The sequence below is a fragment of the Shinella sp. 1A1 genome (assembly GCF_055379515.1).
The window spans coordinates 1,749,405-1,773,668 of record NZ_AP039671.1; the positions used below are offsets into that span (position 1 = coordinate 1,749,405).

A 24,264-nucleotide genomic window follows, 5' to 3' on the forward strand; every position below is an offset into this window, starting at 1 on the left:
CTCATGAAGTCAAATGAGCTGGCTCCGCCCGAAATAAAGAGCGTGGACAATTCATTCCAATTGGATATGCATCACAGAACTATATATACTAAAGATGAAATTTTGTGGCTAAGTCATTTTGATAAGGTTGAGCTTTCAACACAGGAGAAATCAATAGTTCTCCTTGGGAGAGGCGGGGAATTAATATCTCCGCAAAACATCATCGATCGCGCCGGAATTATCGATATTGAGCAATACAGACAGCTACTTGTTTCGCTTAAAAAGAAAAACTTGATAAATACAGAAGTATCAAAGCAATCAGCGAAGAGAATATCGAGGAAAGATCAAATTGGAATTCGCGACGTTCCGAGATTTATGATCGTTACAGATCAGAACAGCGCACCTAGTGAGATAAAAACGAATTCCAAGCCCCAAAGAACCGCCGACAGTGCTGAGGAAAAGCAGGGTTACTATGAAGTGTTCGTTGGAAACCTTCCAAAGAAAATAGATAGAAAGAAGGTATACGAAGCCTTCGCTCAATTCGGGGACATCGAAAGGGTTTATGTAAAACCAGGCACAGGATATGGATTCGTTGGCTTCTCTAAGGAAGAATCTCAACAGACCGCGCTTGCTGTTGGGTTAATTGTTATAGCGGAGCGGAAGTGCGGTATTCGCCCTGTAAACTCTCAACAGAAATATTCCAAAATGAAATCATGAGCTCAATTTTCTCCAAAGAACCGGCGTGGTGTGCTCTCTTGCAGAGTATACACACGCATAGCGAAGCCCGGCTCGTTTAGCCGTGGCTAAATTTGCATTCCAATTGCCCCCCTATCATTTTCCCCGCCTCCAAAACCCATGCGATACTCCCCTCATCCCGCCGCGGATACACCGCAAGGCGTTGCGGCGAGGCGGGGTCGGCGCTTTGGGTGGAGGAAGGACGTAGGCCTTCGCCCAGGGGGCCTGCGGAAAATGGTCTCCCTCCGGCGACACGGGGGAAACGGCGGGGCGTCGGACCGGTCCCGTGGTTTCATCCCCGAACGGCGCGCCGGGCGTGCCTGTGCGGCACACAAGGGGGCCGGGACTGGCGGACGGCGTCGGCATCGTCCGCCGGGGTGACGTTTTTCCGGGAAAGGTGAAAACCTTTCCGCCCGGAGCGGGAGCGAACGAGCGCCCGGTCCGGCGCGCCAAAACCGGAAGGAGCCCGCCCCGGAAACCGACGGCGAACCGCCGCCGGACCCGGCCTTTGCAGAGAGACCCAAGTCGCAGGCAAAAACCACCGAACGGGGCGCTGAAAGGTGCCATTTCTACTTCTGACCCGGCAGCTTTCAGCGCCCCGTCCGAAGTTTCATGCGCAAACCCCGGCGATGTTTTTCGCGCGGGAACGATGGCGCATGTCCGCGGCCGGCGCGATGCGCCTCCCTCACCTCTCTCCAGCACTAGAGCATTTCCGCTTTTCTCCGAATCGCGAAAACGCTCTAACTCTTTGTTTCGCCGCATTTTCCGAACGCAAAACCGCTTCGCACTTTTGCTGTAAATGCTCTAGGAGTTTCCATGTTCGACCGATCCAGACTGCCCCCGCTCGACGCCGCGCTGCTCGCCCGCACCGCCGAAATGCTCGCCATGCCGGAGCGCGTCTGCCGCCACCGGTCCTGCCGGCGGCAGAAACGCTGCGCCTGGTTTTTCCGCAAGACGCAGCAGCCCTGCTGCCTCGCCAATCTCGACGCCGGCCAGCGCGCGCTTTTCGACCAGCTTGCCGAGCAGGTCCGCGATGTGCGCGATTACGGCCACCGGGACAGCAAGCTGTTCTTCACCTCCTCCTGGCGCGACGAGCGGGTGCTTCAGGACGCCGCCGTGGAGATCACCCGCCCGCTCCTGCGGGGCGAGAGGCTGCACGAGTTCCGCCGCTTCGCCAGGATACGCGAAAAGCGGCCGCCGGCGGAGCAGGAAGGGTTTTCGCCACCGATCAAATGGTGATGTCCGGAATGGTGGGGCGGCGGCCTATTCTGCCGCCTCGCCCTTCATGGGCTCCAGCGCCGCGGCCAGTTCGTAGGAATAGCCTTCCAGCATGGTATAGGCCTGCTCGATGGCCTGGATCTGCCCTTCCGCATTGCGGATCGCCTCGGTGATCGACTGCGAGCGGGCGCGCAGCATGGAGCCCAGAAAGTCCGTGCCGGCCTTGCGGCCGAGGCGGTCGATATGCTGGCGCACGCGGTTGCGGTGGCGTTCCAGCTCGAGGATGTGGAAGCGGCTCTTGACGATGTCGTCGGAGAGTTTGCGGCGCATCGCCGCCAGCGGATCGAAGCTGCCCGGCTCGCGCTCGTCGAGAATGACGTCGTTGACCAGCGGTTCGAGCAGCATCAGGCCCTTGAGGTCGCGCGGATCGGCGAGCTGCGGGTCGAAGCCGGTGTCGTCGAAGACCTTTCGGCGCACGGGGTCGCGCAGCAGGTCGTAGCAGGCCTGCAGGCGGGCGAACTGGTCGGCATCGCCGCCCGAATCGGGATGCATGCCCTTGGCGGCCTTGCGGTAGGCGGTCTTGACCGCGCCGTCATCGGCATCGCGCTCAAGTCCGAGCATGGCGTAGGGATCGATCACGCGGCCACCTGTCTGTTTCTGCCTGTCTTTCGCAAGTCCGGACGCAAAACCGCTGCGCACTTCTGCTGGACCTGCTTCTGCATTGCGTCGTTCGTTATCTACGCCGTTTTCCGACCCGGAGGGGACGAAATTGTGGTGACGCCGCGGCGATGCACAGAAAGCGCTACTCCGCCGCCTCGACCTCGCCCCGCGCCGCCAGCACCGCCGCGAAAGCCGCCGCGATCACCTCCGGCCCCGCACCCGGCTTCGTCGCGTCGGCCGAAAGAATCTGCCGGTAGCGCCGCGCGCCCGGAAACCCCTGAAACAGCCCGACGATATGCCGCGTCACATGCGCTACCCGGCCGCCGCGTGCGATCACCTCGCCCGCATAGGCCATCATGCCGTCCCGCACCGCCTCCCAATAGGCGACCGGAAGCGCCTGTGGGCCGGAAGATATGCCGGAGGGCTGGCCGCCCAGAAGCGGATGCGGAAAAAGTTCATCCACGCCCGTCAGAACGCAGCTATCCTGATAGGCAGCCCTTCCGAGCATCACACCATCGAGGCCATCCATCTCTTCAACAGCCTGACTCAAACTATGAAGCCCGCCATTGAGACCGATGAAAAGATTCGGGTTTTCCGCCTTCAGCCGCCGCACCAGACCGTAGTCGAGCGGCGGAATATCGCGGTTCTCTTTCGGCGAAAGCCCCTGCAGCCAGGCCTTGCGCGCATGGACCCAGACGGCATCCGTGCCCGCCGCCTTCACCCGCGAGACGAGATCGCGCAGCGCCACTTCCGGATCCTGATCATCGACGCCGATGCGGCACTTGACGGTCACCGGAATGGCGACCGCCGCCTTCATCGCCGCCACGCAATCGGCCACCAGATCGGGCTCGCGCATCAGGCAGGCGCCGAAGGTGCCGGATTGCACCCGGTCCGAGGGGCAGCCGACATTGAGGTTGATCTCGGCATAACCGAACCCCTCGCCGATCCGCGCCGCTTCCGCCAGCTTCTGCGGGCTGTTGCCGCCGAGCTGGAGCGCCACCGGCTGCTCCACCGCGTCGAAGCCGAGCAGCCGGTCGCGGTTGCCGCGCAGGATCGCATCCGCGACGATCATCTCGGTGAAGAGCAGCGCGTGCTTCGTCAGCTGCCGCGCGAAGACGCGGTACGCCCGGTCACTCCAGTCGATCATCGGCGCGGTGGCGAAGATCTTCGTCCCCGTCTCCACGGCCTGCTGGTAGAATGTGCCTGTCTTCGTCATGGCGCGGCTCATACTCCATATGGCCGGGAAAAACCACCCTCGGCCTTTCCCCGCCCGGCGAGATGGGTGCTAGACTACCGCCAAGGATTCGAAGGAGGACCCCATGCCGCTCTACGCCCTTGACGACCGGACGCCCACGCTTCCCGCCGACGACCGCTACTGGGTGGCGCCGGATGCCAATGTCATAGGCAAGGTCATCCTCGGCGAGGATGTCGGCATCTGGTTCGGCGCGACGCTGCGCGGCGACAACGAGCCGATCATCGTCGGCGCGCGCTCGAACATCCAGGAAGGCGTCGTCGTGCATACCGATCCCGGCAAGCCGGTCATCATCGGCGAAGGCTGCACGATCGGCCACAGCGCCATCATCCACGGCTGCACCATCGGCAACAATTCGCTCATCGGCATGGGCGCGACGGTGCTGAACGGCGCGGTCATCGGCAACAACTGCCTCGTCGGCGCCAATGCGCTGGTGACGGAAGGCAAGGTCTTTCCGGACAACTCCCTGATCGTCGGCTCGCCGGCCAAAGCCATCCGCACGCTGGATGCGGAAGCGGTCGAAGGCCTGAAGAAATCGGCCGAAAGTTATGTGCGCAACTGGCAGCGCTTCAAGAGGGGCCTCAAGCCGATCGGCTGAAGCATTTCCAGCAAAAGCCGGATTTCAAGCGCAGCCGGCGCAGGTGCCGCGGATCTCGATGGTCGTCTTGCCGGTCTTGAAGTTGCGGTCTTTCGCAAAGCCTTTCAGCCGGTCCTCGATCATGTGATCGTGGAATTCGACGACATCGCCGCAGGTCTCGCAGATCATGAACGCCGTCAGGCCATGGGCATGGCAGCCTTCGTCCGGATGGGCGCAGGCGACGAAGGCGTTCATGCTTTCGAGACGATGCACGAGGCCGAATTCCAGGAGCTTGTCGAGCGCCCGATAGACCTGCAGCGGCGCACGAAAACCGCTGTCGCGCAGCTTGTCGAGGATGGAATAGGCGCTGAGCGGGCCTTCGGAATGCGTCAGCACGTCGAAGACGAGGCCCTGGTTGCGCGTCAATTGCTGCATGGTCATGCACGACCTCCTTCACTTGCCGCCACTGCGCCCATCCTCGGCTTCGTCAGCAGGCTTAGAATGAACAGGCCAAGCGCTGCGACCACGATGGAGGGACCGGAAGGCGTGTCGAATTTCAGGGAACCGAACAGCCCGCCGACAACCGCCAGCGCCCCGATGACGGAGGCGAGCACGGCCATGATCTCCGGGCTGGTGGAAAACCGCCGCGCCGTCGCGGCGGGAATGATCAGCAGCGAGGTGATCAGCAGGATGCCGACGATCTTCATGGCGATGGCGATGACGAGCGCCATCAGCAGCATGAAGACGAGCCGCGTCTTCTCCGGCTGCATGCCCTCGGCCTCCGCCAGTTCCGGATTGACCGTCGAGGCGATCAGCGGACGCCACATCCAGATGATCGCGAAGGTGACGAGGATACCGCCGCCCCAGACGAGGTCCACATCGGCGCGCGAGACAGCGAGGATATCGCCGAAGAGGAAGCCGACGAGGTCGATACGCACCCAGGTCATGAAGGAGACCATGACGAGGCCGATGGCGAGCGTCGCATGAGAGAGGATGCCGAGCAGCGCATCGGTGGAAAGCGTGCCGCGCTTCTGGAGCAGCAGCAACAGCACCGAAACCGTCGCCGCGACGATGAAGACGCTGAGCAGCAGGTTGAAATCCATCAGCAGCGACAGCGCGACGCCAAGCAGCGCCGAATGGGCCATCGTATCGCCGAAATACGCCATGCGCCGCCAGACGACGAAGCAGCCGAGCGGGCCGGCGGTCAGCGCAAGGCCGATGCCGGCGACGAGGGCGCGGATGAAGAAATCGTCAAGCATCGCGCTGCTCCTTGCTGCCTGCCGCCTCGTGGTCGCAGCCACAGTTCGGCCCGTGCACATGGCCGAGGCGCATCCGCCCCGCCCGCCCGCCGGAAGGCAGGATATCGACGGCATGGTGGCCGTCGTCCGGCCGGCAATTGTCGGTGATCGAGCCATCGGCATGCAGCACGCGGCCGTCGGGCAGGTGCGTATGGTCGTGATTGTGGTTGTAGAGGGCGAGCGTCTGGCCCGCCCGGGCGCCGAAGAGGCGCAAGTATTCCGGGCTTTGGCTGACGATATCGGGCGTGCCGCGGCAGCAGACATGACCGTTGAGGCAGATGACGGTGTCCGTCTCGGCCATCACGACATGCAGGTCGTGCGAGATGAGCAGGATGCCGCAGCCGGTCGCATTGCGGATGGTCTTGATGAGATCGTAGAGCGCGATTTCACCGGAGAAATCGACGCCCTGCACCGGCTCGTCGAGCACCAGCAGGTCGGGCTTGCGGGCGATGGCGCGGGCAAGCAGCGCACGCTGGAACTCACCGCCCGAAAGATGCTGCACCTCGGCGCGCGCAAGATGGCGGATACCCGTCGCCTCAAGCGCGGCATCGATCTCCGCGCCCTTAAGCGGGGAGGTCAATGTCATCAGCCGGTCGACGGTGAGCGGCATGGTCCAGTCGACGGCGAGCTTCTGCGGCACATAGCCGACCTTCAGCCCGGCCTTGCGCTCCACCCTGCCCTCGTCCGCCTTCATGACGCCGATCGCCGTCTTGGCGGTGGTCGATTTGCCGGAGCCGTTCGGGCCGATCAACGTGACGATCTCGCCAGGCGCGATCGAGAATTCCACGCCGCGCACGAGCCAGCGGCCCTGGCGGCGCACGCCGACGCCGGAAAGGGAGACGAGCGGCGGAGCGGTCCTGTTCGGAGTCTGCAGCATGATTTTTCCAAAAGCCTGTTGCCACTCGATATGGCACACGTTATAGCATAACGCAATTGATGTAATAACATTACATTTCCATTCAAGACGGAGATCCCATGCAAAAGGCCGTTCGCACCCTCCTTCTTTCCACCGCCCTTTTCGCCGCCGGCGCAGCCGCGGCGCGGGCCGAAGCGCCGAGCGTGGTCGTCTCGATCAAGCCGATCCATTCGCTTGTTTCCGCGATCATGCAGGGCGTCGGGGAACCAAGCCTCATCGTGGAGGGGGCGGCCTCGCCGCATACCTACTCGCTCAAGCCCTCCAATGCGGCCGCCCTGCAGGACGCCGATGTGATCTTCTGGGTCGGCCACGGGCTGGAGGCCTTCCTGGAAAAGCCGCTGGAATCGCTCGGCGGCAAGGCGACCGTCGTCGAACTGGAGGACGCGCCGGGCCTCGAAAAGCTGCCGTTCCGCGAAGGCGGTCCCTTCGAGGCGCATACGCATGAGGGCGAGGAAGGCCACGATCACGCCCATGAAGGCCATTCCCACGACACCGATGGCCACGACCATGCCAAGGAGGCCGAAGGCCACGAGCACGGCGAATTCGACATGCACCTGTGGCTGAGCCCGGAAAATGCCCGCGCCATCGCCGCCGAGGCCGCCAAGGTGCTTGCCGAAAAGGACCCCGCCAATGCCGAGACCTACAATAGGAACCTCGCCAGCCTGAACGATAAGCTCGCCGCGCTCGACAAGGAACTCGCCGAGACGGTCGCCCCGATCAAGGACAAGCCCTTCATCGTCTTCCACGACGCCTATCAGTATTTCGAGCACCACTACGGCGTGCTCGCGGCCGGCTCGATCACCGTCAGCCCGGAAACCCTGCCCGGCGCCGAACGCCTGACCCAGATCCGCGACAAGGTAAAGACCCTCAGCGCCACCTGCGTCTTCGCCGAACCGCAGTTCGAGCCGAAGCTGGTGAACGTGGTGATCGAGGGCACGCCGGCAAAGTCCGGCACGCTCGACCCCGAAGCCGCCACGCTCGATCCCGGCCCGGACCTCTACTTCACCCTGATGAAGAGCATCGCGACATCCCTGCGCGATTGCCTTGGCAAGGACGGCTGAGCACTCGGCTTCCCAACAAGTGCACAAGAAGGCGGGAATTTTCCCGCCTTTTTCAGCCAATCAGATGTAATAGTATAACACTAAAGGCAAATCCCGATGGACAACCGCCTCCCCGTCACCGTCCTCTCCGGCTTCCTCGGCGCCGGCAAGACGACGCTGCTGAACCACGTCCTCAACAACCGCAGCGGCCTGCGCGTCGCGGTCATCGTCAACGACATGAGCGAGGTGAACATCGACGCCGCCCTCATCCGCGACGGCGGTGCGGACCTGTCGCGCACGGATGAACAGCTCGTCGAGATGACGAACGGCTGCATCTGCTGCACGCTGCGCGACGACCTCCTGAACGAGGTGCGACGCCTGGCGGAAATGAACCGCTTCGACTACCTGCTGATCGAATCCAGCGGCATTTCCGAGCCGCTGCCCGTTGCCACCACATTCGACTTCCGCGACGAAGACGGCCGCAGCCTGTCGGATGTCGCCCGCCTCGATACGATGGTGACGGTCGTCGATACCGCCAACCTCCTCAAGGACTACGGCTCGCAAGATTTCCTCGCCGACCGCGGCGAGACCGCCGGCGAAGGCGATACGCGCACGCTGGTGGAACTGCTGGTCGAGCAGATCGAATTCGCCGACGTGGTGGTGCTCAACAAGGCGGGCGCTGCAAGCCCCGCCGATCTCGTCGCCGCCCGCCAGATCGTCGGCGGCCTCAATGCGAGCGCCCGCGTCATCGAGACGGATTTCGGCCGCGTCGAACTCGCCGATATCCTCGGCACCGGCCGCTTCGATTTCAAGCAGGCGAGCGAGCATCCGCTCTGGTTCAAGGAACTGCACGGCTTCCGGGATCATGTGCCGGAGACCGATGAATACGGCATCCGCTCCTTCGTCTACCGGGCAAAACGCCCCTTCCACCCTGCCCGCTTCAAGGCCTTCCTCGACGAGAGCTGGCCGGGCGTCATCCGCGCCAAGGGCTTCTTCTGGCTCGCCACCCGCCCGCACCATGTCGGGGAGATGAGCCAGGCGGGTGCGCTGGTCAGGAGCGGCCGGCTCGGCCTCTGGTGGGCCTCCGTGCCGCGCCAGCACTGGCCGGAGGATCGGGCGGCGCAAGACGCCATCACCCACCATTCCGATCCAATATGGGGCGACCGGCGGCAGGAACTCGTCTTCATCGGCGCGGATCCGATGGATGAAACCGATATCCGTCGCCGGCTCGATGCCTGTCTCGTGGAGGCTGATGATTTCGAGCCTGCCCGGTGGGCGAACCTGCCGGACCCGTTTCCTGTCTGGGTCCGGCAGGTGAGCTGATAATGTCAGTCGCGTTCCGCGGAGCTGGCCCAGAGATTGATGTCGGCTTCCTTGGCGTAGACATCGATCTCGGCCAGTTCCTCGGCCGTGAAGTCGGGCTTTTCCAGCGCCTTGACGCAATCGACGATCTGCGCGGAACGGCTGGCGCCGATCAGTGCCGAGGTGATGCGACCGCCGCGCAGCACCCAGGCGAGCGCCATCTGCGCCAGCGTCTGGCCACGCTTTTCGGCGATGGCGTTCAGCTTGCGGATGTTGTCGATGATCTCAGGGCGGATGAAATCCTTCTTGAGGAAGTGGTTCAGCGCCGCGCGGCTGTCACCCGGAATGCCGCCGAGATACTTCGTGGTCAGCATGCCCTGCGCCAGCGGCGAGAAGACGATGGAGCCGATGCCGAGGTCTTCCAGCGTATCGACGAGACCGTCCTCCTCGACCCAGCGGTTGAGCATGGAATAGCTCGGCTGGTGGATGAGGCAGGGCGTCCCGAGATCCTTCAGGATCGCGGCGGCCTCGCGGGTGCGCTGCGAATTGTAGGAGGAGATGCCGACATAGAGCGCGCGGCCGGAGCGCACGATATGATCGAGCGCGCCGCAGGTCTCTTCCAGCGGCGTATCCGGGTCGAAGCGGTGGGAGTAGAAGATATCGACATAATCGAGGCCCATGCGCTTCAGGCTCTGGTCGCAGGAGGCGATGAGGTATTTGCGGCTGCCCCACTCGCCGTAAGGACCCGGCCACATGTCGTAGCCGGCCTTGGAGGAGATGATCAGCTCGTCGCGCAGCGCCTTGAAATCGGTGCGCAGGATTTCGCCGAAGGCGATCTCGGCGGTGCCGGCCGGCGGGCCGTAATTGTTGGCGAGGTCGAAATGGGTGATGCCGAGGTCGAAGGCCGTGCGGCACATGTCGACCTTGCGGTCATGCGGCGTGTCGTCGCCAAAATTGTGCCAGAGGCCGAGCGAGATCGCCGGCAGCTTCAGGCCGGAGCGTCCCACGCGGTTATAGGTCATCGTGTCGTAACGGTTTTCCGCCGGCTGCCAGGCCATGGTCGCGTTCCTTTGCTGCATTCTGGTTGCGCCTGCATAACGCTCCCACGCCGGTATTCACAAGGGGGAATTGCCCCTCACCCTAACCCTCTTCCCGCAAGCGGAGAGGGGGAACGTACCCCACGAGAGTCACTGATTGGGGAAACCTGCGCGGCATATCTCCTTCTCCCCGCTTGCGGGGAGAAGGTGGCCGGCAGGCCGGATGAGGGGCGCTTACCTCAGCAACGCCCGCGCCTCTTCGATGCCCAGCGCCTCCGGCTGGGTGCAGGTCGTCACGATGTCGATCGCCCGGCCCTCCTCCGCCGAACGCAGGATCGCCGTCAGCACGTTGATCGTGTGCAGCGAGCGATCGAGCGAGCAGCGATAGTCGCGGCCGGTCGTCACCGCCTCCATCATGTCGGCAAGGCCGATGCCGCGGTAGTTCGCCTGCTTGCCCCAGTCGAACTGGAAGTTCTGCGCGGTCAGCGGATGGTCCCAGACCTCCACTTCCTTCGGTTCCTTGTCGTCACCGGCGACTTCCACCTTCCCGCCGAAGAAATTCGGGTCCGGCACGAAGACCGCGCTGTCCGTGCCGTAAAGCTCCATGTTCTGGTGGCGATGCGCCCAGACGTCCCAGCTCGCCATCAACGCCACCTGCGCGCCGCTGGCGAATTCGAGAATGGCGTGGATGTTCGTCGCGACCACGACCGGCACTTTCTCCCCGAGGCGGGGGCCGTTGCCGATCACCCGCTCCTCGCGCGCCCGGTTGGCGAGCGCCAAGACGCGTTTCACCGGGCCGACAAGGTTGACGAGGTTGTTGACGTAATACGGCCCCATGTCGAGGATCGGCCCACCGCCCGGCGCGAAGAAGAAGTCCGGGTTCGGATGCCAGCTCTCCATGCCCGGCCCCAGCACATGCGCCGTGCCCGACATGATCTTGCCGAGCTTGCCGCTGTCGAAGCCGCCGCCCCAGACACGGAGCATGTTCATATTGACGTCGACGGCCGATTGCAGGAGATCGCGCACGCCGGATGGCGTAATGCGGGACGGCAGGGCGTCGGCCGGAATCCAGTTCGCGCCACGGCAGAAGATTTCGCGGCCGTTGACCTTCAGCGCGAAACGGCTGCCGGCCTCGTCCTTGTCGGTGAGCAGCTCGACCTGCCGGAGGCCGATGCGCCGCACCACCGTCTCGGCCGGCGTCTCGAGCAAATTTCCATGAGTCTCCTCCCCAACTGAAACGTTTTAGTGGAAAGTTAAGCCGATCGATTTGAACACGCAATCAGCCCGGGCGCGACTCATGTGTTTTCCGTCGAGCAATGGTCGCTTATGACTCGAGGCGAACCGGAAAGCACAAAGGCAAAAGAGAATTAATATACTGTATTTATTATATTTATATCGAGAAAACGGCGTTTTTCATACCTCGCATTCGTAATCGCATGAATTATCGCTTTTTGGCGCAATGTCAGGCAAGCAGGACGAAAGCATGGAGTTTCCTGAAATTTCACCCTCGACAAAACACCTGTATCGTTTCAGTTTTATATATACTTCCGACAAGGAGTGGCGGCCGGAAGCAAAATCTGTATAACCGGCCGCTAATGCGAAGAGGTGGACAGGCGGGGATGGACAGAATGAAGAGTGGGGGCCGGGCGGCATCGACGCCCCCCTCCAGCGAGCGACCGACGCTGAAGACCATCGCCTTCATGACCGGCCTCGGCATCACCACCGTTTCGCGGGCGCTGAAGGATGCGCCCGACATCAGCAGCGAGACAAAGGAGCGCGTGCGCCTCGTCGCCCGGCAGATCGGCTACCAGCCGAACCGGGCGGGCGTGCGCCTTCGCACCGGCAAGACCAATGTCATCAGCCTGATCCTCAGCCTGGAAGAGGAGATCATGGGCCTGACGAGCCCCATGGTCGTCGGCATCTCGGAGGTGCTCGCCGCAACGCAGTACCATCTCGTGGTGACGCCCTACCGCACGCAGGGCAATGCGCTCGATCCGGTGCGCTACGTGCTGGAAACGGGCGCGGCCGACGGTGTGATCATCTCGCGCACCGAGCCGAAGGACCCGCGCGTCGCGCTGATGATGGAGCACAACTTCCCCTTCGTCACGCATGGCCGCACCGAGATGGGCCTTGCCCATCCCTATCACGACTTCGACAACGAGCGCTTTGCCTATGAGGCCGTGCGCAAGCTGGTGGAGCTCGGCCGCAAGCGGCTGGTGCTGCTCCAGCCACCGCCCTACCTCACCTTCTACCTGCACATGCGGGCGGGCTTCGAAAAGGGCATCCGCGATTTCGGCGCGACGGCCCTGCCCTTCAACACCGTCAACCTCGACAACAATCTTCGCGAGATCCGCAGCGCCGCGGAGGCGCTGTTCGACGCCGCCGACGGGCCTGACGGCATCGTCTCCGGCAGCGGCTCGGGCGCGGTGGCGCTGATCGCGGCGCTCGAGGCCAGGGGCCGCAGGCTCGGGCAGGACATCGACATGGTCTCCAAGGAGCCGCACATGTTCCTGCAATGGCTGCGGCCGGAGGTCGTCACCATGCGCGAGGACATCCGCCTCGCCGGCCGGGAGCTTGCAAAGGCCGTCATCGCCCGCATAGAGGGCATTCCGCCCGAAGAATTGCAGACGCTGAGCTATCCGATCCCGACGGACGAGGCCTGACACATCAACCCATGCCGCTTCGGCATGCCGGCAACTGGGCGTAGCCATATATAGCCGTTGCAGGCCGCCCGTTTTTTAGGCATCGCAAAGCCGTCGCTGAATTGAAGCAGTCGCGACGGCAAGCAGGAGCGGCGATGGCCCACGAGAAACAAAGATTGAACTATGTGCTGTTCCTCATCGCAGGCGCCGGCCTCGTGAATGTCGCGAGGGCGATGACGCTCTCGTTCCTTGCCATCAAGCTGCAGCAGACCTTTGGCCTCGGGCCGGCGATGATCGGCATGCTGCTGGGTGTCGGCCCGCTGGTGGGCGCGGTCGCAGCGCCCTTCGCGGGCTCCCTGTCGGACAAGGTAGGGCGCAAGACCGTGCTGACGCTCACGCTGCTTTCCATGGCCCTCGCCATGGTCGGCATGGGCGTCGCCGAAACCGTCATCGCATTCTGCATTGCCCAGGTGGTCGCGGCTGTTGCCGTCGCGATCAACGAGCCGGTATCCCGCGCCCTGATGAGCGACGTGTGCCCCGAACCGCTGCGCCTCAACTATTTCTCCTGGCGCTACATGGCGATCAATTTCGGCTTCGCCGTCGGCCCGCTGATCGGGATCGCGGCAGGCGCCGCATCCACGACGCTGTTCGTCATCGCCGGCATCGTCTACGCCCTCTTCGCGCTCGCCCTCTACATGCTGAAAGTGCCCGTGCAGCTTAGCGAGGCCGAGCACGCATCCGCGCCGAAAATATCGGTGCTCCAGAGCATCAAGATGGCGATCCGCGATCCCCGCCTCGCCTTCTTCGTCGGCGGCGGCACCATGCTGGTGGCGGTCTACGGCCAATGGTCGGCGACGCTTGCTCCCTACCTCGCCGGTAACATCGCCGGCGGCGTCGAGATCTTCGCCTATATCGTCTCCATCAACGGCGCCGTCGTCCTGATCGGCAACCCGTTCGCCCGCCGCTTCATCGAACGCGCCGGAGCGCTGAATGCACTTGTGACCGGCTGCCTGCTGTTTCTCGTCGGCGAGCTCGGCTTCCTGGCCTCCAGCGGCCTCTGGGGCCTCGCGATCTCCATGGTCATCTTCACCATCGGGGAAATTCTGGTCGTCCCGTCCGAATACATGCTGGTCGACGGCATTTCGAACGACCGCAACAGGGGCAGCTATTTCGGCGCCCATTCCTTCTCGACCGTCGGCAACTTCGTCGGCCCCACTTTCGGCGGCCTCATGCTCGGCGCCTTCGGCGGGCCGGGCATGTTCCTTCTCTTCGCCGGCTTCTCGATCGTCAGCGCCATCCTGTTCGCCATCGGCACCAGAATGCCGCCGCCGAAGGCTTCGGTCGAGCTTGCCCCGGCAGCCGCATCGAGCGGCGCCGTCGGCCCGCATCTCAGGGGCGTCTACGCCTGACGCCTCCCGCCGTTCAAGCAAAAGGCCCGGTCTTGTGACCGGGCCTTTTCATTTCAGGCTTTCGCCGGAACTCAGCCGTTGAGGCCGGAGCCCCAGGGGCCATGGTGGCTGTCCGCACCGTCCACGCGGTCGAAGCCGTGCGCGCCGAAGAAGTCGCGCTGCGCCTGGATGACGTTCGCCGTGCCGCGGCCACGGCGGTAGCTGTCGAAATAGCCGAGCGCCGAGGCGAGCGCCGGGACCGGCAGGCCGTGCAGGGCGGCGGCGGAGACGACGCGGCGCAGCGCCCCGTCGGTTTCCTTCACCATCTCGGCGAAGGCCGGGGTGACGATGAGGTTGGCGGCATCCGGCGTCTTGGTGAAGGCGCTGGTAATCGCGTCGAGGAACTGCGAGCGGATGATGCAGCCGGCGCGCCAGATTTTCGCGATCGTCGGCATCGGCAGGTTCCAGCCGTATTCCTTCGAGGCGGCGGACATCACGGCGAAGCCCTGCGCATAGGCGCCGATCTTGCCGGCGAGAAGCGCGCTTTCGAGGTCCTTGAGGAAGGCGGCCCTGTCGGCGACCTTGAGTTCGGGAACGGCCGGCAGGCCGAGGATCTTCTCGGCGGCCTCGCGCTCGCCCTTGAAGGAGGAGATCGAGCGGGCCGCGACGGCGGCCTCGATGCCGGTCGCCGGCACGCCCATGTTCTGCGCCTCGATGGCGGACCACTTGCCGGTGCCCTTCTGGCCGGCCTTGTCGAGGATCATGTCGACCATCGCATTGCCGCTGATCGGATCCCTGGCGGCCAGCACCGTCGCGGTGATCTCGATGAGGTAGGATTCGAGGCGCCCCTTGTTCCATTCGCCGAAGACGGCGCTGATCTCGGAGGCGCTCATCTTCAGGCCGTCGCGCAGGATGCCGTAGATCTCGGCGATCATCTGCATGTCGGCATACTCGATGCCGTTGTGGATGGTCTTGACGAAGTGGCCGGCACCGTTCTCGCCGAGCCAGGCCACACACGGGTCGTCGTTGTACTTGGCGGCGATCGACGTCAGCACCTTCTCGACGCGCTTCCAAGAGTCTTCCGTGCCGCCGACCATGATGGAGGGGCCGTGGCGCGCGCCCTCCTCGCCGCCGGAGACGCCCATGCCGATGAAGGTGAGGCCCGAATCCTTCAGCGCGTCGAAGCGGCGCATCGTGTCGCGGAAGTTCGCGTTGCCGGCATCGATCATGATGTCGTTCTTTTCCAGATGCGGGCGCAGCAGTTCCATCTGCTGGTCGACCGCGGCGCCGGCCTGGATCATGATGATGATCGGGCGCGGCGGGCGGATGGCGGCGACAAATTCTTCAATCGTCTCGCAGGGCACGATGCGGCCCTTGAGATCGCCGGCCTCCTCGTAGAATTCCTTCGTGCGCGCCGCCGTGCGGTTGAACACCGCGATCGTGTTGCCCTTTTCGGCAATGTTGAGCGCAAGGTTCGACCCCATGACGCCGAGACCGATAAGACCGATTTCCGCCTGTGCCACGATAATACCTCCGTAGAATGGCGCGGCGGGGATTGTTTCGGGCTCATGCCGGAAACGCCGCGCAAGAAGAGACTGAGGAGCTTAGCTCCAGCGGAGGTGTTTTGGCATTCAAATCGATTTACGACAAGCAATTGTTTGTTCGAACAGCGTTTTTAGAACCGCTCGAAATCACGTCCCCGGCTTGTCGTCGCCGTCGTCGAGCACGCGCCAGGCGGCGCCCTCGACATCGTCGTACTGGCCGCTCTTGAGCGACCAGAGAAAGGCCCCGAGGCCGAGCGCGCCGAGGAAGAGCGCGATGGGGATGAGGAAGATCAGCGTGTTCATGCGGCTCGCACCATGGTCCTGACCGGGCGCGCTTCGTCCGCGGCGCGGGCCGCGAAGGCCGGCATCCTGCCGCGCAGGCGAAGCGAGTTCACCACCACGATGATCGAGGAAGTGGACATGGCTATGGCGGCGATGAGCGGCGTGGCATGGCCGAGGATCGCGATGGGCACGGCGATGACGTTGTAGCCGATAGCGAGCGCGAAGTTCTGCCGGATGAGCCGGCCGGCGCGCCGCGCGGTCTCATGGGCGAAGGGCACGGCTTCGAGGCTCTCGTGCAGGAAGACGAAATCCGCCGCCTGCCGGCCGACATCGGCCGCCGTCGCGGGCGCGATGGAGACATGGGCGGCGGCAAGCGCCGGCGCGTCGTTGATGCCGTCGCCGACCATCAGCACGCGATGCCCCGCTGCCGCCCGCTCGGCCACCGATTCCGTCTTCTCGCGCGGCGAGAGCGCGGCGCGCCAGCGGCCGATGCCGAGAAGGCCGGCGATGCGCGAGACGGCTGGGGCGCGGTCGCCCGAAAGAATCGCCATTTCGACGCCGTCCTGCCGGAGGGCGGCGATGGCCTCGCCCGCGCCGGCCCGCAGCGCATCCTCGAAGCGGAAGGTTTCGAGCACCTCGCCGTCGCAGGTGAGCACGACTTCGGAAAGACCATGCGCCTCCTCAGTGGTGGCCGCCCTGCCGCAGGCGAAGGCGCGGTTGCCGAGGCGCAGCACGCCCTGCCCCGTCACGGCTTCGAGCCCGCCGCCGGCAACCTCCGTCACCGCGTCGATCACCGGCGCGGGGCCGGCATTGGCGCCGGCCAGCGCCATCGACAGCGGATGGCGCGAATGGGCGGCGAGCGCGGCGGCAAGGGCAAGATGCGCGCGGTTCAGCTTGCCCCGGTCGACGAGGCGCGGCTTGCCGAGCGTCAGCGTGCCGGTCTTGTCGAAGACGGCGGTGTCGATCTCGGCGAGACGCTCCATCGCCGATCCGTCCTTCACCATCACCCCGCCGGCAAAGAGCCGGCCGGCCGCCACCACCTGCACCACCGGCACCGCAAGGCCGAGCGCGCAGGGGCAGGTGATGATCAGCACCGCGATGGCGACGAGCATGGCATGCTTCCAGTCGCCGTCGAGAAAGCCCCAGCCGAGGAAGGAGACGAGCGCCAGCAGATGCACGGCGGGCGAATATATCTGCGCGGCCCGGTCGGCGATGCGGCGATAGCGGGCCCTGCCGCCTTCGGCGGCTTCCATAAGACCGATAACCTCGGAGAGGAACGAATTGCGCGCGGTGGCGACGGCCTCGACGGTGAGCGAGCCGGTAAGGTTCATCGCCCCGGCCTCGAGCTGCGTGCCGGGCGTGGCGGCCAGCGGATCGCTCTCGCCGTTGACGATGGAGCGGTCGATATCGCTCACGCCCGAAAGCACGCGGCAATCGACCGGGATGCGCTCGCCGGCCGCGATGGAGAGATGTTCGCCGACGGCAATCTCCTCGACCGGGCGATAGTCGCGCGAGCCGTCCGGCCTCACGACCATGGCTCCGCGCGGCGAAAGGCGGGCAAGGCCGGTGATGGCCGAGCGGGCGCGGTCGCGCATCACATGGTCGAGCGTGCGGCCGATGAGCAGGAAGAAGAGAAGGCTGACGGTCGCGTCGAACCAGGCATGTTCGGCGCTGTGCAGCGTCTCCCAGAGAGAGACGGCATAGGAGAGCGTGATGGCGAGCGCGATGGGCACGTCCATGTTGGTGCGGCCGTGGCGCACGGCGTTCCAGGCGGACTGGTAGAAGAAGCGGCCGGAATAGATCAGCGTCGGCCCGGCGATGAAGGCGGAGATCCAGTGGAAGAGGTCACGCGTCGCGTCTTCCGCGCCCGACCAGACGGAAACCGACAGCAGCATGATGTTCGTCGCGGCAAAGCCCGCGACGGCGACGGCGCGGATAAGCTGGTTGCGCAGCCTGTCGTCGCCCTCGGCGGCGAGCGAGAACAGATGCGTGTCGTAGCCCGTGGCGCGGATGGCGGCGGCAATCGCCTGCGGATCGGTGCGGCGGCCCTCGACCTCCTCCTTCCAGACGACCGAGACGCGGCGCGTGGAGAGGTTGACGCGTGCCCGCGCGACTTCCGGCAGGGCGTTCAGAGCACCCTCGACGGTGGTGATGCAGGTGCCGCAATGCACGCCCGGCACGCTGAGGTCGCTCTGGCGCAGCCCCTCGCCTACCGTGCGGCTGGCGAGCATCAGCTCCTCCGAGGACGGCAGCGCGTGGCTGGCGCGCTCGGCCTCCATCGCGCCTTCCGTGCCGGGTGCGCAGCAGCTCATTTCGCGCCTCCCGCGACCACGGTGCGGACGGTCTGGTGGAATACCTTCCTGCCGTCCTTCCTCGTGGCGATGTCGACGACCCACTGGCCGGAGGCGATGTCGCGCTCGGCCGTGAAGAGCCCCCGCCCGTCCGGCTGGAGCGCGAGGGTGAAGTCGTCGCGTTCGTCCACCGGCCGCTTGAAGACGGCAGAGACGTCGTCGGCGACGAGCGGCGCGCCCTTGGCGTCCACCACCCGATAGGCGACGCGGCCCGCCTCGATGGTCAGGTTGCCCTCGATGCCGCTGGCGGCGAGCGCCTTGGCCTCGGCGACCTTGCCGTTGAACTGTTGGCTGGCGACATAGGTGTTCGGCACGACGAGGCCGCTCCAGCTATGCGAGGCGTTCCACGCCATGATGAGGTTCACGGTGATGATCGTTCCGAAGAACAGCACCATGACGCCCAGCATATGCCAGCCGGTGAAGACGAAGCCCTGTTCCTTGCGTTCTGCGGCCATCACTTTGCTCCCGGCGTGTTGAATTTGGCGGAATAGACATCGCGCTCGTGACCCTGCCGGTCCTCGGCGATAATCTGGAAGCCTTCGGCGGCTTCCGCAAGCCGATCCTTGGGCAGGGTGACGAAAACACGCAGCGCCGTCACCTTGTCCGGGTCCGCCGGTACGTCGACGCTGCGGCCGTCCGCGCTGTCATGGCCGGCTATCTTCATCGTCGCGCCCGGCATGCCCTCGATGGAGACGGTGATGACGCGCGGCTCGGGAATCATGTTGAGCAGCTTCACGGCATAGCCGTTGCGGATCGAGCCGTCCGATTCGACGACGAATTGCGGGTTGCGGTCGTGGATGACGTTGAGGTCGAGCCGGTCGCGCGACAGCAGCGCGAAGACGAGCGCAAGGCCGGCCAGCGACCAGACGCCGAAATAGAGCAGCGTGCGCGGGCGGAAGATGATGCGCCAGTCGAAATGCCTGATCGCGTCGATGAAGCGGCCGTCGGCATCGCGCACGCGCTTCGGATCGACGGGAACCGTGCCGCCGGCGGTCGCCAGCGCCATGTTGGTCGAATAGTCCGAAAGGGTAGCATAGGCGATGAGGCCGCGCTCCTTGCCCAGCTTGTCCATCACGTTGTCGCAGGCGTCGATGCAGAGCGCGCAGGTGATGCATTCGAGCTGCTGGCCGTCACGGATGTCGATGCCCATGGGACAGACGACGACGCAGGCATTGCAATCGACGCAGTCGCCGACGCTCTCGCCGGCGGCGATGGCCTTCTTGGCGTGGCGGGTACGCGGCTCGCCGCGCCAGTCGTTATAGGTGACGACGAGCGAGCTCTCGTCGAGCATCGCCGCCTGGATGCGCGGCCACGGACACATATAGGTGCAGACCTGCTCGCGCATCAGCCCGCCGAAGACATAGGTCGTGGCCGTCAGGATGGCGACAGTGATATAGGCGACGGGCGGCGCCTGCAGCGTCACGAACTCGACGAGCAGGGTCGGCGCATCCGCGAAATAGAAGATCCAGGCGCCGCCGGTCGCCACTGCGATCACCAGCCAGGTGACGTGCTTGCTGACGCGCTTCCAGATCTTGTCGAGCGTCCAGGGGCCGGCATCGAGCTTCATGCGCGCGTTGCGGTCGCCTTCGATGGCGCGCTCCACGACGAGGAAGAGATCGACCCAGACGGTCTGCGGACAGGCATAGCCGCACCATGCGCGCCCTACCGCCGAGGTGACGAGGAAGAGCCCAAAGCCCGCCATGACGAGCAGGCCCGCCACGAAGAAGAATTCCTGCGGCCAGATCTCGATGAAGAAGAAGTAGAACCGGCGACCGGCAAGATCGACCAGCACGGCCTGGTCCGGCGCGTGCGGGCCGCGATCCCAGCGGATCCACGGCGTCAGGTAGTAGATGCCGAGCGTGATCAGCATCACCAGCCACTTGAACTGGCGGAAGCGGCCTTCGGCGCGCTTGGGGAAGATCTTCTTGCGCTTCTCGTAAAGCGGCTTGCGCACCTTCGCCGAATTGACGGGCTCCGCTTCGTGGCGCTCGACGGAATTATAGATCGTGGTGGAAGTCTGTTGCATGGGATGGGCCGCACCTGTCGTTGTGCCGGCACAATGACGCCAACAGGGGCCGCTATCGTTGATCTACGTCAAGTTTCGCGCATCGCATGGCGTGGCGGGTTGCCGCACAAGGCATTGTACGGCATGCGTGGAGCGCCGCTGCACGGCAATATGTTCACTTTTTGTTCGACACTTTCCTATAACTCACCTATGATCGGGAGAGAGGAGACAGCCATGACCACCCTTCCCGCCCGCATCGTCCACCGGACGATTCGACGTAACTGGCGCGCGGTCTACGATTTCGCGTCGAGGCCGGAGAACATGCCGCTCTGGGCGTCCGGTCTCGCCGCGGGGTTGACGCGCGACGGTGACGACTGGATCGCCGACGGCGGCCCCGTCGGCAATGTGCGCGTGCGCTTCGCGCCGCCGAACGAATTCGGCGTCATCGACCATACGGTGACGCTGCCGGATGGGCTGCGGGTCGAAAATGCCCTGCGCGTCGTGCCGAATGGCGATGGCGCGGAGGTGATGTTCACCCTGCTGCGGCAGGCGGATATGGACGATGCGGCCTTCGCGGCGGACGCGGCGCATGTCGCCCGCGATCTCGACGCGCTGGCGCGATTGATGGAAAACGAGGAGAGGCCGCGATGAGCAGCAGGGACGCCGATTACAGGATCGACTATATCGAATTCAACGTTTCGGACATCGCGAGGAGCAAGGCCTTCTACGGCGGCGCCTTCGGCTGGACCTTCACCGATTACGGCCCGGACTATTGCGAATTCCAGGACGGCCGCCTCACCGGCGGCTTCACGACGACGGCGCCCGTGGCGGCTGGCGGCGGGCCGCTCGTCATCCTCTTCGCCGACGATCTGGAGGACGCCCTCGCGCGCATCGAGACGGCCGGCGGGAAAATCGTCCGGCCGATCTTCGCCTTTCCCGGCGGCCGCCGTTTCCACTTCGCCGATCCCGACGGCTACGAACTGGCGGTCTGGTCGGACCGATAAAAACCTGCCGTAACGTCAATATGATCGCGGGATGACTTTTATCGAATGAATTCAGGCTTTTTCAATCATCGGCTCCTAGAGCATTTCCAGCAAAAGCGCGAAGCGGTTTTGCGTTCGGGAATGCGGCACAGAAAGAGTTGGAGCGTTTTCGCGATTCGGCGAAAAGCGGAAATGCTCTAGCGAGTGCCGCGGTTGAAACGGACGGGCTCGTTCGATGTACAGGATCCTCGGCAAGACATTGGCGGTGGCGGCGCTCTCCGTGCTGGCCTCGCTCATGATCAGCTTCGCCTTCGTGCCGATGCTGGGCGGCAAGGTCGCCGGCGCGGGCCTCGTCATGACCATCGCCTGCCCCATCGCCATCTCCATACCGGCCTCCATGCTGCACTTCTGGCAGGCGGAAAGGCTGCGCACGGCCAACACCGCCCTCGCCCAGGCGCGCGACGCGCTGGCGGCGGCCTATGACCGCCTGCAGGACCAGGCCCGGCGCGATGCCCTCACCGGCGTGCTCAACCGCGCGGCCTTCATGGCGGGGCTGGACGAGCGCAACCGGGCCGGCGCGCATGGCGGCCTGCTCTTCCTCGACATCGATCATTTCAAGTCGGTCAACGACCGCTTCGGCCATGCGGCCGGCGACGAAGCGCTCGCCCGTGTCGGCACGGTGCTCTCGGGCCTTTCCGACGACGGCGATCTGGTCGGGCGGCTCGGCGGCGAGGAGTTCGCCGTTTTCCTGCACGAAGCCGCGCCCGAGCGCATGCTCGACCACTCACAGGCAATCCGCAAGGCGGTCGCGGCGATCGACCTGCGCACGCCCTCCGGCATCCGCATCGCCCTCGGCATCAGCATCGGCGCCTTCCACTGCGCGCCTCACTTCGACCCGGCCGAAGCGCTCGCTGCAGCGGACCGGAACCTCTATCGCGCGAAATCGGCGGGCCGGAACACGGTCGTGGCCTGAACGGTCGCCCTGCGGGGCAGCGACATCGTTGGCCTTGCCGCATAGCGGCAGCCGACCTGGTACGGGTGTAAGTGTGGACCCTCGGCTCAAGGCCGAGGTTGACGGAGGGGAGCAAAGGTGCGCGCCCATCAGGCGGCGTGGCGGAGGAAACCATCGCCTTCAGCATCGAAACCTTCCTACCGTCTTCCTCCTCGGGCTCGACCCGATGATCAACGCCACCGGCGCCTGCTCCGCCGATCCGGAACAACCCCTCACCCCATAAACAGAAAGGCCGCGGTCTCCCGCGGCCTTCCGTCCTTGCATGTCCTGCTGTCTATTCGCCGCCACCGAGCGAATGCACGAAGATAGCGAGCTGCTTGACGGCCGGCTCTCCGAGGCGGGGGAGCCAGGCGGGCATGACGCCGTGCTTGGGCGCGCGGACCTGCGCGGCGATAGCCGCTTCGCCCTCGCCCTTCAGCCAGATGGCGTCGGCAAGGTCGGGGGCGCCCATCTCGCGGTTGCCCTTGGCGTCCTCGCCGTGGCAGGAAGCGCAATTGTCGGCGAAGACCTGCTTGCCGGGCTCGACCAGGCTCGCATCCGATGGCGTTCCCGTCAGGCTGACGACATAGGCGGCAACTTCCTTGATCTGCGCCGGCTCGAGGATCTCGCCGAAGGCCGGCATTTCCGAGACGCGGGTCTCATCGTCGCCGGGATGGCGGATGCCGTGGGCGATGGTCTGGTAGATGTCCTCCACCGTGCCGCCCCAGATCCAGTCGTCGTCGTTGAGGTTCGGGAAGCCCGCGCCGCCGGCCGCGCCCGAGCCGTGGCACTGGGCACAGTTGACCTTGAAGGCCGAGGCGCCGCCCGAGATCGCGAACTGCGAGAGCTGCGGATCGGCCAGGATCTCCTCCAGCGACGACTTGGCGATGCGGTCGACATTGACGGCCTGCGCTTCCTTGGCGCTGGCAAGCTCGGCGGCGATGTTGGCGCGGCTCGACCAGCCGAGCATGCCTCGCGTCGCATCCGAGATCATCGGCCAGGCCGGGAAGGCGATGGTATAGCCGATGGCCCACAGGATCGTCAGGTAGAACGTCCAGACCCACCAGCGCGGCATCGGATTGTTCAGTTCCCTGATGCCGTCCCATTCATGGCCGGTGGTTTCGACGCCCGAGATTTCGTCGATATGCTTCTCGGCCATGATCAGTCCTCCTTGAGGGGGATTTCAGCGGCCCGTTCGGCAGCCTTGCGGCCGCCGGGGCGAAGGGTGAAGGCGAGGACGGCCACGAAGAACAGCGTCATGGCGAGCAGGCCCCAGCTATCGGCGAAGTGGCGCATGGCGGTATAGGTTTCCATGAGACGTCCTCCTCAGCGGTAGCCGCTGGCATCGTCATAGGTGGAGAAGTCCACCAGCGTGCCGAGCATCTGGAGATAGGCGACGAGCGCGTCCATTTCGGTGAGCCGCGCCGGATCGCCGTCGAAATCGCCGATCTTGGCCTTCGGATAGCGGCCGAGAAGGCCCGCCGTATCGGCGTTCGGATCGGCTTGCGCCTTCATGTCCGCCTCGGCGTTCTCGACCATCTCGTCGCTGTAGGGCACGCCGACGTCGCGGTTGGCCGTCAGGTGCATGGCGACGTTCTTCACCTCGAGGTTCGTCTCCTTGAGGAAGGAATAGCTCGGCATCACCGATTCCGGCACGACCGAGCGCGGCTCGATCAGGTGCTGGACGTGCCACTCGTTCGAGTAGCGGTCGCCGACGCGGGCAAGGTCCGGCCCCGTGCGCTTCGAACCCCACTGGAACGGATGGTCGTACATCGATTCCGCCGCCAGCGAGTAATGCCCGTAGCGCTCCACCTCGTCGCGGAACGGCCGGATCATCTGGCTGTGACAGACGTAGCAGCCTTCGCGGACGTAGATGTCGCGGCCGGCGAGCTCCAGCGGCGAGTAGGGCCGCATGCCCTCCACCTTCTCGATGGTGTTCTCCAGGTAGAACAGCGGGGCGATCTCGACGATGCCGCCGATGGTCACCACGAGGAGCGAGCCGACGAGGAGAAGCGTCGCGTTGCGTTCGAGGATGGCGTGTTTATCAAGAATGGACATTCTGTC

The 24,264-nt window shown here is 64.6% G+C and carries 25 protein-coding genes; 10 read left to right on the forward strand and 15 right to left on the reverse strand.

The window, feature by feature from the left end; all coding sequences use genetic code 11:
* Nucleotides 1-3: 3 nt before the first annotated feature.
* Complete coding sequence (locus tag ACZ48C_RS08770; RefSeq protein ID WP_464780859.1) at nucleotides 4-696, forward strand: RNA recognition motif domain-containing protein; 693 nt, start codon at nucleotides 4-6, stop codon at nucleotides 694-696.
* A gap of 834 nt (nucleotides 697-1,530) precedes the next feature.
* Complete coding sequence (locus ACZ48C_RS08775; protein WP_464780860.1) at nucleotides 1,531-1,953, forward strand: hypothetical protein; 423 nt, start codon at nucleotides 1,531-1,533, stop codon at nucleotides 1,951-1,953.
* 24 nt (nucleotides 1,954-1,977) lie between these two features.
* Here ACZ48C_RS08775 and ACZ48C_RS08780 read toward each other — a convergent pair whose 3' ends face one another.
* On the reverse strand, nucleotides 1,978-2,553 hold the full coding sequence (locus tag ACZ48C_RS08780) for a J domain-containing protein (RefSeq protein ID WP_119256393.1): 576 nt from the start codon (nucleotides 2,551-2,553) through the stop codon (nucleotides 1,978-1,980).
* Nucleotides 2,554-2,734: 181 nt separating this feature from the next.
* Nucleotides 2,735-3,808 (reverse strand): tRNA dihydrouridine(20/20a) synthase DusA, encoded by a 1,074-nt coding sequence (gene dusA / locus ACZ48C_RS08785; RefSeq protein WP_464780861.1) that lies wholly within the window; start codon nucleotides 3,806-3,808, stop codon nucleotides 2,735-2,737.
* A 103-nt stretch (nucleotides 3,809-3,911) separates the two neighbouring features.
* Here dusA and ACZ48C_RS08790 point away from each other — a divergent pair, with 103 nt between their 5' ends.
* Nucleotides 3,912-4,442, forward strand: coding sequence for a gamma carbonic anhydrase family protein (locus ACZ48C_RS08790; RefSeq protein ID WP_464780862.1), 531 nt, complete (start codon nucleotides 3,912-3,914; stop codon nucleotides 4,440-4,442).
* 24 nt (nucleotides 4,443-4,466) lie between these two features.
* On the opposite strand, the gene ACZ48C_RS08795 is transcribed toward ACZ48C_RS08790, so the two are convergent.
* Genes ACZ48C_RS08795 through ACZ48C_RS08805 form a run of 3 tightly spaced genes read right to left on the reverse strand, consistent with a single transcriptional unit; the run spans nucleotide 4,467 to nucleotide 6,596 of the window.
* Complete coding sequence (locus ACZ48C_RS08795) at nucleotides 4,467-4,862, reverse strand: Fur family transcriptional regulator (RefSeq protein ID WP_119256145.1); 396 nt, start codon at nucleotides 4,860-4,862, stop codon at nucleotides 4,467-4,469.
* Entirely contained in the window at nucleotides 4,859-5,680 is an 822-nt protein-coding gene (locus ACZ48C_RS08800) for a metal ABC transporter permease (protein ID WP_119256144.1), read from the reverse strand. The genes ACZ48C_RS08795 and ACZ48C_RS08800 overlap by 4 nt, the downstream gene beginning before the upstream one ends.
* On the reverse strand, nucleotides 5,673-6,596 hold the full coding sequence (locus ACZ48C_RS08805; protein WP_464780863.1) for an ATP-binding cassette domain-containing protein: 924 nt from the start codon (nucleotides 6,594-6,596) through the stop codon (nucleotides 5,673-5,675). Before ACZ48C_RS08805 ends, ACZ48C_RS08800 begins: the two co-directional genes overlap by 8 nt.
* 98 nt (nucleotides 6,597-6,694) lie before the next feature.
* On the opposite strand from ACZ48C_RS08805, the gene znuA reads away from it, so the two are divergent.
* Together znuA and zigA are read left to right on the forward strand one after the other, a co-directional pair.
* Nucleotides 6,695-7,696 carry a zinc ABC transporter substrate-binding protein ZnuA gene (gene znuA, locus ACZ48C_RS08810; protein ID WP_464780864.1) on the forward strand — a complete coding sequence of 334 codons (1,002 nt, stop codon included), beginning with the start codon at nucleotides 6,695-6,697 and terminating at the stop codon, nucleotides 7,694-7,696.
* Between the two features lie 96 nt (nucleotides 7,697-7,792).
* Nucleotides 7,793-8,998, forward strand: coding sequence for a zinc metallochaperone GTPase ZigA (gene zigA, locus ACZ48C_RS08815; protein ID WP_464780865.1), 1,206 nt, complete (start codon nucleotides 7,793-7,795; stop codon nucleotides 8,996-8,998).
* A 5-nt stretch (nucleotides 8,999-9,003) separates the two neighbouring features.
* On the opposite strand, the gene mgrA is transcribed toward zigA, so the two are convergent.
* Together mgrA and ACZ48C_RS08825 are read right to left on the reverse strand one after the other, a co-directional pair.
* Nucleotides 9,004-10,035, reverse strand: a complete 1,032-nt coding sequence (gene mgrA / locus ACZ48C_RS08820; RefSeq protein ID WP_242223437.1) for an L-glyceraldehyde 3-phosphate reductase — start codon at nucleotides 10,033-10,035, stop codon at nucleotides 9,004-9,006.
* 213 nt (nucleotides 10,036-10,248) lie between these two features.
* Nucleotides 10,249-11,223, reverse strand: coding sequence for a Gfo/Idh/MocA family protein (locus ACZ48C_RS08825; protein WP_464780866.1), 975 nt, complete (start codon nucleotides 11,221-11,223; stop codon nucleotides 10,249-10,251).
* A gap of 419 nt (nucleotides 11,224-11,642) precedes the next feature.
* Between ACZ48C_RS08825 and ACZ48C_RS08830 the strand changes: the two genes are divergently transcribed.
* Together ACZ48C_RS08830 and ACZ48C_RS08835 are read left to right on the forward strand one after the other, a co-directional pair.
* On the forward strand, nucleotides 11,643-12,677 hold the full coding sequence (locus ACZ48C_RS08830) for a LacI family transcriptional regulator (RefSeq protein WP_464780867.1): 1,035 nt from the start codon (nucleotides 11,643-11,645) through the stop codon (nucleotides 12,675-12,677).
* Between the two features lie 134 nt (nucleotides 12,678-12,811).
* Nucleotides 12,812-14,065, forward strand: coding sequence for an MFS transporter (locus ACZ48C_RS08835; RefSeq protein ID WP_464780868.1), 1,254 nt, complete (start codon nucleotides 12,812-12,814; stop codon nucleotides 14,063-14,065).
* A gap of 71 nt (nucleotides 14,066-14,136) precedes the next feature.
* Here the strand turns inward: ACZ48C_RS08835 and gndA are convergent, their stop codons facing one another.
* From gndA to ccoG, 5 genes are all read right to left on the reverse strand, one after another.
* Nucleotides 14,137-15,567, reverse strand: coding sequence for an NADP-dependent phosphogluconate dehydrogenase (gene gndA / locus ACZ48C_RS08840; RefSeq protein ID WP_464780869.1), 1,431 nt, complete (start codon nucleotides 15,565-15,567; stop codon nucleotides 14,137-14,139).
* Between the two features lie 168 nt (nucleotides 15,568-15,735).
* Nucleotides 15,736-15,891, reverse strand: a complete 156-nt coding sequence (gene ccoS / locus ACZ48C_RS08845) for a cbb3-type cytochrome oxidase assembly protein CcoS (protein WP_313192907.1) — start codon at nucleotides 15,889-15,891, stop codon at nucleotides 15,736-15,738.
* Nucleotides 15,888-18,182, reverse strand: a complete 2,295-nt coding sequence (locus ACZ48C_RS08850) for a cation-translocating P-type ATPase (RefSeq protein WP_464780870.1) — start codon at nucleotides 18,180-18,182, stop codon at nucleotides 15,888-15,890. Before ACZ48C_RS08850 ends, ccoS begins: the two co-directional genes overlap by 4 nt.
* Nucleotides 18,179-18,679, reverse strand: a complete 501-nt coding sequence (locus ACZ48C_RS08855) for a FixH family protein (RefSeq protein WP_464780871.1) — start codon at nucleotides 18,677-18,679, stop codon at nucleotides 18,179-18,181. Before ACZ48C_RS08855 ends, ACZ48C_RS08850 begins: the two co-directional genes overlap by 4 nt.
* Nucleotides 18,676-20,247: a cytochrome c oxidase accessory protein CcoG gene (gene ccoG, locus ACZ48C_RS08860; protein ID WP_119256132.1), complete on the reverse strand. Its 1,572-nt coding sequence runs from the start codon at nucleotides 20,245-20,247 to the stop codon at nucleotides 18,676-18,678. The genes ACZ48C_RS08855 and ccoG overlap by 4 nt, the downstream gene beginning before the upstream one ends.
* 213 nt (nucleotides 20,248-20,460) lie before the next feature.
* Between ccoG and ACZ48C_RS08865 the strand changes: the two genes are divergently transcribed.
* The 3 genes from ACZ48C_RS08865 (at nucleotide 20,461) to ACZ48C_RS08875 (ending at nucleotide 22,182) form a co-directional block, all read left to right on the forward strand.
* Nucleotides 20,461-20,877, forward strand: coding sequence for an SRPBCC family protein (locus ACZ48C_RS08865; RefSeq protein WP_318912215.1), 417 nt, complete (start codon nucleotides 20,461-20,463; stop codon nucleotides 20,875-20,877).
* The gene (locus tag ACZ48C_RS08870; protein WP_464780872.1) at nucleotides 20,874-21,230 is read left to right on the forward strand and encodes a VOC family protein; all 357 of its coding nucleotides are present in this window, start codon (nucleotides 20,874-20,876) and stop codon (nucleotides 21,228-21,230) included. Before ACZ48C_RS08865 ends, ACZ48C_RS08870 begins: the two co-directional genes overlap by 4 nt.
* 214 nt (nucleotides 21,231-21,444) lie before the next feature.
* Complete coding sequence (locus tag ACZ48C_RS08875) at nucleotides 21,445-22,182, forward strand: GGDEF domain-containing protein (protein WP_464780873.1); 738 nt, start codon at nucleotides 21,445-21,447, stop codon at nucleotides 22,180-22,182.
* Between the two features lie 313 nt (nucleotides 22,183-22,495).
* On the opposite strand, the gene ccoP is transcribed toward ACZ48C_RS08875, so the two are convergent.
* From ccoP to ccoO, 3 genes are read right to left on the reverse strand one after another with little or no spacing between them, the layout of a single operon-like run.
* Complete coding sequence (gene ccoP, locus ACZ48C_RS08880) at nucleotides 22,496-23,359, reverse strand: cytochrome-c oxidase, cbb3-type subunit III (RefSeq protein ID WP_318912221.1); 864 nt, start codon at nucleotides 23,357-23,359, stop codon at nucleotides 22,496-22,498.
* A gap of 2 nt (nucleotides 23,360-23,361) precedes the next feature.
* Nucleotides 23,362-23,514 carry a cbb3-type cytochrome c oxidase subunit 3 gene (locus ACZ48C_RS08885; protein WP_119256127.1) on the reverse strand — a complete coding sequence of 51 codons (153 nt, stop codon included), beginning with the start codon at nucleotides 23,512-23,514 and terminating at the stop codon, nucleotides 23,362-23,364.
* Nucleotides 23,515-23,526: 12 nt separating this feature from the next.
* Nucleotides 23,527-24,258: a cytochrome-c oxidase, cbb3-type subunit II gene (gene ccoO, locus ACZ48C_RS08890; RefSeq protein WP_464780874.1), complete on the reverse strand. Its 732-nt coding sequence runs from the start codon at nucleotides 24,256-24,258 to the stop codon at nucleotides 23,527-23,529.
* Between the last annotated feature and the right edge of the window lie 6 nt (nucleotides 24,259-24,264).